9 protein-coding genes and 1 pseudogene are annotated in these 11,802 nt (G+C 71.1%); 7 read left to right on the top strand and 3 right to left on the bottom strand.

Going from position 1 to position 11,802, the window contains the following annotated elements; genetic code table 11:
• A pseudogene (locus tag H0X00_RS15635) lies at nucleotides 1–311 on the bottom strand (permease); the annotation flags it as partial.
• Between the two features lie 144 nt (nucleotides 312–455).
• On the opposite strand from H0X00_RS15635, the gene H0X00_RS15630 reads away from it, so the two are divergent.
• Complete coding sequence (locus H0X00_RS15630) at nucleotides 456–1,436, top strand: zinc ABC transporter substrate-binding protein (RefSeq protein ID WP_293772653.1); 981 nt, start codon at nucleotides 456–458, stop codon at nucleotides 1,434–1,436.
• On the top strand, nucleotides 1,433–2,248 hold the full coding sequence (locus H0X00_RS15625) for a metal ABC transporter ATP-binding protein (RefSeq protein ID WP_293772651.1): 816 nt from the start codon (nucleotides 1,433–1,435) through the stop codon (nucleotides 2,246–2,248). The genes H0X00_RS15630 and H0X00_RS15625 overlap by 4 nt, the downstream gene beginning before the upstream one ends.
• A gap of 12 nt (nucleotides 2,249–2,260) precedes the next feature.
• Here H0X00_RS15625 and H0X00_RS15620 read toward each other — a convergent pair whose 3' ends face one another.
• On the bottom strand, nucleotides 2,261–3,043 hold the full coding sequence (locus H0X00_RS15620) for a hypothetical protein (RefSeq protein WP_293772649.1): 783 nt from the start codon (nucleotides 3,041–3,043) through the stop codon (nucleotides 2,261–2,263).
• 148 nt (nucleotides 3,044–3,191) lie between these two features.
• Between H0X00_RS15620 and H0X00_RS15615 the strand changes: the two genes are divergently transcribed.
• The 4 genes from H0X00_RS15615 (at nucleotide 3,192) to meaB (ending at nucleotide 8,948) form a co-directional block, all read left to right on the top strand.
• Entirely contained in the window at nucleotides 3,192–4,052 is an 861-nt protein-coding gene (locus tag H0X00_RS15615; protein ID WP_293772647.1) for an exodeoxyribonuclease III, read from the top strand.
• Nucleotides 4,053–4,269: 217 nt separating this feature from the next.
• Nucleotides 4,270–5,727, top strand: a complete 1,458-nt coding sequence (locus tag H0X00_RS15610) for a methylmalonyl-CoA mutase subunit beta (RefSeq protein ID WP_293772646.1) — start codon at nucleotides 4,270–4,272, stop codon at nucleotides 5,725–5,727.
• Nucleotides 5,714–7,966 (top strand): methylmalonyl-CoA mutase, encoded by a 2,253-nt coding sequence (gene scpA, locus H0X00_RS15605; protein ID WP_293772644.1) that lies wholly within the window; start codon nucleotides 5,714–5,716, stop codon nucleotides 7,964–7,966. The genes H0X00_RS15610 and scpA overlap by 14 nt, the downstream gene beginning before the upstream one ends.
• A 1-nt stretch (nucleotide 7,967) precedes the next feature.
• A complete protein-coding gene (gene meaB, locus H0X00_RS15600; protein ID WP_293772642.1) occupies nucleotides 7,968–8,948 on the top strand; it encodes a methylmalonyl Co-A mutase-associated GTPase MeaB in 981 nt (326 codons plus the stop codon).
• A 2-nt stretch (nucleotides 8,949–8,950) separates the two neighbouring features.
• Here the strand turns inward: meaB and H0X00_RS15595 are convergent, their stop codons facing one another.
• Complete coding sequence (locus tag H0X00_RS15595) at nucleotides 8,951–10,612, bottom strand: CocE/NonD family hydrolase (protein ID WP_293772640.1); 1,662 nt, start codon at nucleotides 10,610–10,612, stop codon at nucleotides 8,951–8,953.
• Nucleotides 10,613–10,800: 188 nt separating this feature from the next.
• Between H0X00_RS15595 and H0X00_RS15590 the strand changes: the two genes are divergently transcribed.
• Nucleotides 10,801–11,403, top strand: coding sequence for a hypothetical protein (locus H0X00_RS15590; protein ID WP_293772638.1), 603 nt, complete (start codon nucleotides 10,801–10,803; stop codon nucleotides 11,401–11,403).
• Nucleotides 11,404–11,802: the final 399 nt, after the last annotated feature.

The following is an 11,802-nucleotide window of genomic DNA, read 5'->3' as shown; positions in this document are numbered from 1 at the left end:
GCCACCGGAACCGCGGCGCCGGGCCGGTGCGGCAGCGCGCGGCGCAGCACCGCCGGCGGCACGAACGCGGTGATCGAGGCGCTCAGCAGAACCCCGAGCACCAGGAAGGGCATGGCCTGGGTGACCACCGAGACGAAGACCGTCGCCCAGGTGCTGATCGCCGGGCGGTCCAGCAGGTCCGTGACCTCACCGCGGGCCAGCACGGTGCCGGCGAAGGCGACGACGAACAGGGCGACGGTGCCGCCGTCCAGCCCTGCCCCGCCCGGCGCGGGCTCACGTTTCGCGGGCGGCTTCGCAATCTGGTCGACCACCGCTCGAGTTTCTCCCGACCCGCGACTCCTGCCCGGGAGGCGGGACCGCGCGTCGGGGCCGGATTGCGCGCGCCGGGGCGAAGACATACGCTGGAGCTTATTGATAACGGTTCCCATTTCGCTTTAGCGCCAGGGGTGTGTCGCGTGCGTCGGTCAGTCCTTGCCACCGGGGTTTCGGTGCTGCTCGTTCTCGGCGGCTGCGGCTCCGATTCCGACGTCGGCGACGACCCGGGCGCTGCGCCCACGGCCTCCGGCACGCCCGCGGACCAGGTCCAGGTGGTCGCCGCCACCGACGTCTACGCCGACATCGTGCGGACGATCGGCGGCGACCTGGTCGATGTCCAGGCCCTCCTCTCCTCCGACAGCGGCGCCGACCCACACAGCTACGAGGCCACTGCCCGCGATCAACTCGCGGTGAAGGAAGCCGACCTGGTGATGGCCAACGGCGGGCACTACGACGAGTTCCTCACCCGCGCCCTGGACGCCGCGGGCGGCGAGCGCACCGTGCTGACCGCAGTCACCGAGGCGAACCACGAGGACGAGGGCGAAGCCGTGGCGGCCGGCAGCCCGGCCCCGCACGACCATGGCGAGGATTCCAACGAGCACGTCTGGTATGACCTGAAGGCCATGAACGTCCTCGCCACCGGAATCGCGGGAGCGCTGGCCGCGCTCCGCCCGGCCGACAGCGCCGGCTTCACCGCCCGGGCCGGCGCGTTCCAGACCGAGCTGTCCGACCTGATAGACCGTCAGGCCGCGATCCGGGAGAAGCACGGTGGGCTCGCGGTCGCGGTGACCGAGCCCCTGCCGCTGTTCCTGCTGAACGACTGCGGGCTGGTGGACAAGACCCCGGCCGGGTTCAGCGAGGCCATCGAAGAAGGCACCGACGTCCCGGTGCGGACCTTGCAGGAGACCCTCGACCTCTTCGCCGACCATGCCGTCGAGGTCCTGGTCTACAACTCCCAGACCACCGGGCCGCAGACCGAGCGGGTGCAGGACGCCGCCGAGGACGCGGACATCCCCGTCGTCCCGATGTCGGAGACGCTCCCCGCCGGGCAGGACTACCTGAGCTGGATGCGCGCCAACCTGGATGCCCTCGAAGGAGCTCTCGAGGAGGGGCCGGCATGACGCTCACCGAGGCGGTCGCGCCCTCTAGGGTCGCGGATGTGTCCGCCGTCCTTTCCCTGCGGGACGCCTCCCTGCACTACGGGGAGCGTCACCTCTGGGAGCACCTCGACCTGGAGCTCGCGCCCGGTGAGTTCCTCGCCGTGCTCGGGCCGAACGGCGCGGGCAAGACCAGCCTGCTGCGCGTCGTCCTCGGCCTCACCGCGCTGACCGCCGGCCACGTCGAGATCGGCGGGCTGCCGGTCAGCCGCGGCAACCGTCTGGTCGGTTACGTGCCGCAGCACCACGCACTGAGTTCGGCGAGCGGGCTGCGGCCGCGGGACCTGGTGCGCCTCGGCGTGGACGGGCACCGTTGGGGTCCCGGGCGGACCCCCGGCGCGCGGGCCCGGGTCGACGAACTGCTCGCCGCGGTCGGGGCGACCAGCTACGCCGACGCCCCCCTCGGCCTGCTCTCCGGCGGCGAGCAGCAGCGGGTGCGGATCGCGCAGGCGCTGGCCACCGACCCACGACTGCTGCTCTGCGACGAACCGCTGCTGTCCCTGGACATCGCCCACCAGCAGGGTGTGGTCGCCCTGCTCGACGCGCGCCGGCGCGAGCACGGCACCGCGGTGGTGATGGTGACCCACGAGATCAACCCGATCCTGCCGGTGGTGGACCGGGTGCTGTTCGTGGCTCCGCACGGAGTCCGTCTCGGCACGCCGGGCGAGATCCTCACCTCAGCTGTGCTGACCGAGCTGTACCGGACGCCGGTCGAGGTGGTCCGGACCTCGAGCGGAATCGCCATCCTCGGGCTGCACACGCTGCCCGAGCACTAGCTCCGGACGGGTTCAGGTCGCCGAGCCGGCCGCTTCGAAGAGCTCGGCCTCAGCCGCCTCGAAGTCGGTGTCGGTCATGATCCCGGAGTTGCGCAGCACCTCCAGGCGGTTCAGCCGCCGCTGCAGGTCCGGCGGCAGGCTCACCGGGGTCTGCGGCCCGGCAGCGGGCTCCTCGTCAGAACGCTCGGGCACGACCACGCCGGCCGGGGGTGCGGGGATCTCGCTGAGCGTGTCCGCCAGCTCGGGGAAATCGGTCTCCGGCAAGGACTTCCACTCCGGCATCTCGACCTTCATCGAGAAGTCCGGCATCACGAACCCAGCCATCACCGAATCGGCGGGCGCAGGGTCGAAAACCACCGGCTCGGCGAACACCGGCTCGGAACGCACCGACTCACAGACCTGGGCCGGGATGACCGGCGCGACGGCAGCGAGCGGGACGACGACTGGCATCGGGGCCACCAGCGCAAGGATCGAGGGGTCGGGCGTCAGGATCAGGGCGTCGGCGGCCAGGGCGGCGATCAGCTCGGCGACCCGCGGCGCGTCGATGCTCGGCAGCTTCAGCTCGACGTACGCACCCGCCGCCACCAGCTCGACGGCGGTGAGCAGCCGGCCGACCTTGCCCGTGGTGACGGCGGTGACCAGGTGCAGCGGAATGACCTCGGGCGCGAGGGCCTGCGAGCCCCGGCCGGAGCGGACCACCTCGAGGCGGTCGTCGAAGACGCGCAGGTAACCGGCCCGGCCCTCGATCCGGCAGCTGAACGTGCCCCGGCCGGACATATGCCCGTTATCGCCCATGAGTGATCCCCTGTCCCCCGACTCGCGGCCCCCGCCGCGCCGGCGCTGCAATGAAGCGGCCCCACTTGCATTGAAGCGGAGCCGCGGGGACACGGCCACGGGACAAAGCGGACGGCAGCAGATTTCTCCCGCCCATTACCTTTCACCTGTGCGCATCTCGACCTGGAACGTGAACTCGGTCAAGCAACGGGTCCCCCGGCTGCTCCCCTGGCTCGATCAGCGGGCTCCCGACGTCGTCTGTCTGCAGGAGCTCAAGCTCACCGAGGAGGCGTTCGGTGAGCTGCTCGGCGCCGAACTGGAGGCCCGCGGCTACGCCTGGGCCGCCCTGGGCGAGAAGAGCTGGAACGGGGTCGCGATCCTGTCCAGGGTCGGGCTGGAGGACGTCGAGGCCGGATTGGCCGGCGGGCCCGGATTCCCGCACCAGGAAGCACGTGCGCTCGCCGCGACGTGTGGCGGTGTGCGGGTGCACTCGCTCTACGTGCCCAACGGACGGGTGCCGGACTCCGACCACTACGCCTACAAGCTGGAGTGGCTCGAAGCGCTGCGCGAAGCAATCGCGAAAGGCCCGGCGGACGCCGTGGTGTGCGGGGACATGAACATCGCCCCGGCCGACGCGGACGTCTTCGACCCGGCCGCCTACGTGGGCCACACCCACGTCACCCCGCCGGAGCGGAATGCCCTGAATGCCCTGGTCGGCCTCGGCCTGCGCGACGTGGTCCGCGAGCGCTGGCCCGACCAGCAGGTCTTCACCTATTGGGACTACCGGGCCGGCATGTTCCACAAGAACCTCGGGATGCGGATCGACCTGATCCTGGCCACCGCCCCGGTCGCCGACCGGGTCCGGGCCGCCTGGGTGGACCGGCAGGCCCGCAAGGGCACCGGCCCGTCCGACCACGCTCCGGTGATGGTCGACCTGGACACCGCACCGGACGGCGACATCGGCCCGATGATCCCGCCGCCTTCGGCCGGAGCCCCGCGCGGGCGCGCCAAGCTGCCTCAGTCGGAATGACCGATCTGGTGGGATGTATGCGGTGATCAGCCGGGATGCATCACAAGGCGGAGGAGGAAGCGGCCGCGGGCTTGTTGTCGTCACCGGCCGCGCTCGCGGCCGCGGGTACTCTGCGCCGTCCCACCCGCGACGACGACAACGCAGTGAGGCGCCCGGCTGGCGCCGCAGACACTGTCTTACGCTGACCTGCGCAGTTAGACCCCCGGAGGAGCGCCCCGTGCCCGACGATCTCGTCCTCGCTGCCGAGTTCCCGACCGCGACGACCGCGGAATGGCGGGCGTTGGTGGCGAAGATCGTCGCCAAGTCCGGCGCGGAATTCTCAGCTGATGCCCCCGAGCAGGTCCTGGCCTCGGTCACCGCCGACGGCATCCCGATCGAGCCGCTCTACCTCGCCGACCCGGCTCTCGAGCTCGGACTGCCCGGCCAGGCCCCGTACACCCGCGGCCGGAGCGCGAACGGCAACCGGACCGGGTGGGACGTGATCGCCCGCCAGGCGCACCCCGACGCCAAGGTCGCCAACGAACAGGCCCTGGAGGACCTGGCCGGCGGGGCGAACTCGCTCTGGCTGGTCCTCGGCGAGGGCGGCACCCCGATCGCTGAACTGGGCACGGTGCTCGACGGGGTCCTGCTGGACGTCGCCTCGGTCACTCTCGACGCCGGCGCCGAGGCCCTCGCGGTCGGCAACGCCTACCTGGCGATGGCCCTGGAGCAGCGGGTCCCCTTCGAGGCCATGACGGGTTCCATCGGGATGGACCCGATCGGCGTCCTGGCCCGGACCGGTGAGACCAGCCTGGAGCGGGAAGACGTCCTGGCGATCAGCGCCCTGGCACTGAAGGTCGCCTACGCCTACCGGAACATGCGCTCGATGACGGTCGACGCCCTGGTCTTCCATGAGGCCGGGGCGACCGACGCCCAGGAACTCGGCGCCGCGCTCGCCACCGGCGTGCAGTACCTGCGGCTGCTGACCGAGGAAGGCATGCCGACCGGGGTCGCGTTCTCCCAGCTCGAGTTCCGCTACGGAGCGACCGCGGACCAGTTCGCGACGATCGCGAAGCTGCGCGCCGCGCGGCGCTGCTGGTCGCGCGTCGCGGAACTGTCCCGACTGGACGGCCCGACCGCGGGACAGCGCCAGCACGCGGTGACCTCCTGGCCCATGACGACCCGTCAGGATCCGTGGACGAACATCCTGCGTGGCACGGTCGCCGCCTTCGGCGCCTGCGTGGGCGGCGCCGACTCGATCACCGTGCTGCCGTTCGACGCTGCCCTCGGGCTGCCCGACCCGCTGGCCCGCCGGATCGCGCGCAACACCCCGAACCTGCTGGTCGAGGAGTCACACATCGCCAAGGTCGTCGACCCGGCCGGCGGCTCCGGCTACGTCGAAGCCCTCACCGAGGCACTGGCCCAGGAGGCCTGGAAAATCTTCACCGAGATCGAGGCCGGCGGCGGCATCATGACCGCACTGACCGACGGCTCGCTCGCCGACCGGATCGCCGCCGCCCGCGAGGCCCGGCTGGCCGCGGTCGCCGACGGCTCCGAGACCGTGCTCGGCGTCAACGCATTCCCGCCGGCGGGTGAGACGTTGCTCGAACGGTCACCCGCACCGGAGCCACCCGGCGGCGGGTTGCCCCGGATCCGCTGGTCCCAGGCGCTGGAGGTTTCCGATGGCGGTAGGTAAGCGACCGGTCGTCGTGCCGGGCCACGACTGGCGGATCCGGCGTCTGCCGATCCTGGAGAGCTTCGCCGAGGAGGAGCTGGGCGGAACGCCCGAACCGATTCGCCAGCGCTACCGGGACTCCTTCACCGCCGAGGCCGGCGAGTCCCCGGACGGGGCCGCCTGGGCGACCCCGGAGGGCATCGAGGTCAAGCCGCTCTACGGCGCCGGCGACCTGGCCGGGCTGGACTTCTTGGGGACCTACCCGGGGATCGCGCCGTTCCTGCGCGGGCCGTACCCGACGATGTACGTGAACCAGCCGTGGACGATCCGGCAGTACGCCGGGTTCTCCACCGCCGAGGAGTCCAACGCCTTCTACCGCCGGAATCTGGCGGCGGGTCAGAAGGGCCTGTCGATCGCGTTCGACCTGCCGACCCACCGCGGTTACGACTCCGACCACCCCCGGGTGCCCGGCGATGTCGGCATGGCCGGCGTCGCGATCGACTCGATCTACGACATGCGCACGCTCTTCGACGGCATCCCGCTGGACACGATGAGCGTGTCGATGACGATGAACGGCGCCGTGCTGCCGGTGCTCGCTCTCTACGTGGTCGCGGCCGAGGAGCAGGGGGTGAAGCCGGGCCAGCTCACGGGGACCATCCAGAACGACATCCTCAAGGAGTTCATGGTCCGCAACACCTACATCTACCCGCCGACCCCGTCGATGCGGATCATCTCCGACATCTTCGGGTTCACCTCCCGGCACATGCCCAAGTTCAACTCGATCTCGATCTCCGGGTACCACATCCAGGAGGCCGGGGCGACGGCCGACCTTGAGCTGGCCTACACCCTCGCCGACGGCATGGAGTACCTGCGCGCGGGCGTGGAGTCCGGCCTGGACATCGACGCCTTCGCCCCGCGGCTCAGCTTCTTCTGGGCGATCGGCATGAACTTCTTCATGGAGGTCGCCAAGATGCGGGCGGGCCGTCTGCTCTGGGCGAAGATCGTCAGGGACTTCGGGGCCAAGAGCGACAAGTCGCTCTCGCTGCGCACGCACTGCCAGACCTCGGGCTGGTCACTCACCGCGCAGGACGTGTTCAACAACGTCACGCGCACCGCCGTCGAGGCCATGGCCGCCACCCAGGGCCACACACAGTCCCTGCACACCAACGCCCTCGACGAGGCCCTCGCCCTGCCGACCGATTTCTCGGCCCGCATCGCGCGCAACACCCAGCTCCTGCTGCAGCGGGAGTCCAACACCACCAAGGTGATCGACCCGTGGGGCGGCTCGGCCTACGTCGAGCGGCTCACCCACGAACTGGCCACCCGCGCCTGGGCGCGGATCCAGGAGGTCGAGGCCGCGGGCGGAATGGCCAAGGCCATCGAAGAGGGCATCCCGAAGATGCGCATCGAGGAGGCGGCGGCCCGCACGCAGGCCCGCATCGACTCCGGTACGCAGACCGTGGTCGGGGTCAACAAGTACCTCGCGCGCGGGGCGGACGACATCGAGGTGCTCAAGGTCGACAACGCCTCGGTGCGGGCCCAGCAGATCGAGAAGCTACGCCGGCTGCGCGAGGAGCGCGACGAGACCGCGTGCCAGGCCGCGCTGGAGAAGCTGACCTGGGCAGCCGGGCAACCGAGCGGCAACAGCGACGACACCAACCTGCTTGCGTTCGCGATCGACGCCGCCCGGGCCAAGGCCACGGTGGGTGAGATCTCCGACGCCCTGGAGAAGGTCTACGGCCGCTACGCCGGCGCGATCCGTACGATCAGTGGCGTGTACCGCGCCGAGGCCGGGGCCAACCCCAAGGTCGCCGAGGTCCGTGAGGCAGCGTCAGAATTCGAGACCGCACACGGGCGCCGGCCCCGCATCCTGGTGGCCAAGATGGGCCAGGACGGACACGACCGCGGCCAGAAGGTGATCGCGTCGGCGTTCGCCGACCTCGGCTTCGACGTGGATGTCGGCCCGCTGTTCCAGACGCCCGAGGAGGTCGCGCGCCAGGCCCTCGAGGCCGACGTGCACATCGTCGGGGTCTCCTCGCTGGCCGCCGGTCACCTCACGCTGGTGCCGGCCCTGCGGCAGGCGCTCGTCGATGCCGGGCGCGCGGACATCATGATCGTGGTCGGCGGCGTCATCCCTCCGGGCGACTTCGCCGAACTGCGCGAGCTCGGCGCGGCCGCGATCTTCGCCCCCGGCACCGTGATCCCGGACGCGGCGCTCGAACTCATCCAGGCCCTGAACGCCGCCGCCGACGTCGCCTGAGATGAAGGTTGACGTCGGCGACCTCGCCGACAAGGTCCGAGCCGGCGAGCGGGCGGCGGTCGGGCGTGCGATCACGCTGGTGGAGTCCACCCGCGCCGACCATCGCAAGCTCGCCGGCGAACTGCTTGATGTGCTCACCCCGCAGGCGCAGGACGTCCGCCGCATCGGCATCACCGGCGTGCCCGGGGTCGGCAAGTCGACCTTCATCGATTCCCTCGGCACCTGGCTGACCGGGCGCGGGCACAAGGTCGCCGTGGTCGCGGTCGACCCCTCCTCGCAGCGCAGCGGCGGATCGATCCTCGGCGACAAGACCCGGATGGCGCGGCTCGCGGTGGACGAGAACGCCTTCATCCGGGCCTCCCCCACCGCGGGGACGCTCGGCGGCGTCGCCCGGGCCACCCGGTCGACGATGGTCGTGCTGGCCGCGGCCGGCTACGACGTGATCCTGGTCGAGACCGTCGGGGTGGGTCAGTCCGAGACCACCGTCGCGCAGATGACGGACAGCTTCCTGCTGCTTGCGCTGGCCCGCACCGGAGATCAGCTGCAGGGCATCAAGAAGGGCGTCCTCGAGCTCGCCGACGTGATCGCGGTGAACAAGGCCGACGGGCCGCACGAGATCGAGGCCAAGCGGGCCGCCCGCGAACTCGAGGGCGCGCTGCGGCTGATGGGCACCAACGAGACCGGCTGGAACGCCCCGGTCCTGACTTGCTCCGGGCTCACCGACGCCGGCCTGGACGAGGTCTGGGACGGCCTGGAGTCCCACCTGAAGTACCTGCAGACCGGCGGTCGCTTCGAGCGGCTGCGCGCCGAGCAGCAGGTGGCCTGGATGTGGGCCACGGTCCGCGACGACCTGGACTCCCGGCTCCGCTCGTCGGCGGACGTGAAGAAGCTGCGCGCCGACCTGGAGGCCGCGGTGCGCTCCGGTGAACTCTCGCCGGTGCACGCCGCGGACCGGATCGTCGCGGCTTTCCTCAAGCCGTAGCGTCAGCCCTGGTAGAAGGGCATGTCGAAGGTCGAACCGTTCAGGCCGGCGAAGATCGTCACCGTCGACCCGGGCGCCGCGACCGGCTCGATGTGCTGCAGGTCGCCGCTGCTGATCGTGATCCGGAACGCGTGCCCGGCCGCCAGCCGCCAGTGCGTGGGCCAGAGTTCGACGGTGTAGTCCGCGGCCTGCCCCGGGCTGACCGGCACGGCGCTGCCGTGGCCGAAGCGGTGACTGGCCCGCAGCCAGCCGGTCGTGATCACCGTGGAGTTGCCGTCGGGACCGACGTCCTCCAGGCGCACCACGAGCACGCCGTCCGGCGTGGAGAACGCGGCCTTGAGGTGCGCCACCGGGGCGCCGGCGAGGACCACGTCACCGGCGGAGGGACCACCGTTGAACTGCACCCGCTGGGTGTCCTGGATCGCCTGGCTGTTCAGCGGGTACTCGGTGGAGTTGTAGAGGCCGTGCTCCAGACAGGCGCAGCCGTTGTCGAACGGGTTCGCGGTGTAGGTGAACTGCGTGGCCACCGCCGCGCCCTGCGGGCCGGCGAGGGCGAGCACGCTGGGCTTGCCGGTCGGGAAGTCGTTCATCTCGAACCAGCCGCCGGTGCCGCGCGGCATCATCCAACTGGTGACCTTCGAGCCGGGCAGCGGGGCGTCCTGACGCCCCATCAGGATCCGGTCGAAGAACGCCAGCGTGCCGCGCTGCGCGGCGTCGAACTGCGGAACGCCGGGGAGGAACTCGGCGTGCGCGCCCGGCAGCATCAGCAGGTAGCTCTGGTCCTTGGTGCCCTGGAAGTTGCGCACCGTGCCCTCGGGGAACAGGTCGTTCCAACCGCCGATGTGCAGGATCGGGATCTTCGTCTTGTTCGCCGCGCCGATGTCGACGGCCAGCGACTTCCAGTAGCTGTCGTAGAGCGGGTGCGAGGCGGCCCGCGTCTCGAAGTCCGCGTACTGCGGCAAGGTCGCGAGCGAGACGTCCGGACCCTGGTCGGGAATCGAGGTGCCCCAGGTGAAGTACGGCCACCAGCGCAGCGTGGTGCCGCGGACTCCACCGGGGTAGACCATCTCCCGGTACAGGTCCTGGTAGGCGACGACCGGAACCGCGGCCTTGAGGTGCGGCGGGTTGGTGGCGACCGCCTTCATCGTCGAGATGCCGCCGTAGCTGATCCCGGTCTGCCCGACGTTGCCGTTGCTCCAGGACTGGACGCCGGCCCACTCGATGAGGTCGTAGTTGTCCCGCGCCTCCTGCGCCTCGAACGGACGCCAGGTACCCGCCGTCCCCCCGGATCCGCGCGGCGAGCAGGACAGCGAGACGTACCCACGCTGGGCGAAGTAGTCGGCCGTCGCAATCACGGGCTGCAGCGCGCGGTACGCGAAGTAATTCGCGACGATCACCGGTGCCTTCTGGGAGGTCGGGATCCCGCCCCGCGCCGGGCGGATGAGGGTGCATCGCATCTGGGTGTAGTCGCGCATCGGCACCCGGACCTCGGTGCTGACCGTCTGGTACTGGGGCAGGCGGTCGTAACCGAGCCAGATCGGGGTCGCCCCGGAGACGGCCGGCGCACTGGCAGAGGCATCCGCGGACCCGGATGACACCAGGGCGGAGCCCGCTACCAGGGCCAGGGCGCACGCGGCGCCCATCATCCGACCCATACGTGGCATGCGTCCCCCGCCGTCCTGAAACGTCTGCAATATCCGGGAAGTGTCCATAAGTCCGCTGCAGGCTACCTACGGGCCCTGTGCGCTTGAGGACTAATCGTCCGAACGAGGGCAAGAGTTACTCTCCCCGAGTGATGCGGGAGTGGCCCCTGGTCGGCCGCACCGAGGTGCGGCGGGGATGAAGGGGGATCGTGGCGAGCGACGATGACCTCCGTGGCTTTCGCCTCCTGTTCGTGTGCACCGGCAACGTGTGCCGCTCGGCCTTCGCCGAGCTGATCACCGCCCACCTGCTCGCCGAGCGCGTCGGGTCGGAGGTCCGGCGGTTCCAGCTCGGCAGTGCCGGCACCCAGGCGATGGTCGGCGAGCCCATCCAGCCGGATGCGCGGCGTGAGCTCGCGCCGTGGAAGCTGGACGGCGCCTACGCCGACCGGTTCTCCGCCCGCCAGCTCACCGCGGCGATGATCGAGCAGGCCGACGTTGTACTCACCGCCACGCCCGAGCACCGGGCCGCCGCGCTCACGCTCTGCCCGCAGGCGCTGGCCAAGACCTTCACCCTGCGCGAGTTCGCCCGCCTGGCCGCCGCGGTCGAACCGCAGGAGCTGCCCGCGACGCCGGTCGAGCGCGCCCACGCGCTGGTCGCCCGGGCCAGGTCCCTGCGCGGGAAGGTGCGGGCGGCCTCGCCCGCGGACGACGCGATCGTGGATCCGATGGGCCGAAGTGCCAAGGTGCACCGGCAGGCGGCCACGCTGATCACCGACGCCACCCGGACGATCGTGGAGACGATCGCGCTCTAAGCGTCGATTCGTGGCCCCAGCCTGCTGCTCAGATAACGTCTTTGAACACCCTCGGATAACGGCATTCGACAGCCACGCATAACGGCATCCAGGGGTAGGTCAGGGTGGGAGATCGCTTTCGCGCCGGCTACCGGCTCCACACCGGCCCCGGCGCGGCTCGTCTCGACGACCGGCTCGCTGCTCGGACTGGGCGGAATGGGTCGGCGTCACCGCGGTGATGGCACGAAGTGAACTGAATGCGGTGTGCGCCGGCGCGCCCCGCGGGCCAAGGACGTCGCGTGTGACGCGCGTTACCCTCGCCGAGTGATGCGGGAGTGGCCCCTGGTGGGGCGCACGGAGGTCCTCCGGGCGCTCCGCGAGGCCGTGGTCAGCCCGGGCGGACGCGGGCTCGTGCTGGCC

Origin of the sequence: Sporichthya sp., from assembly GCF_013815995.1 — a bacterium.
GTDB lineage: Bacteria > Actinomycetota > Actinomycetes > Sporichthyales > Sporichthyaceae > Sporichthya.
The sequence above is the reverse complement of the archived record's forward strand: the minus strand, read 5'-3'. Positions and strand labels throughout refer to the sequence as shown.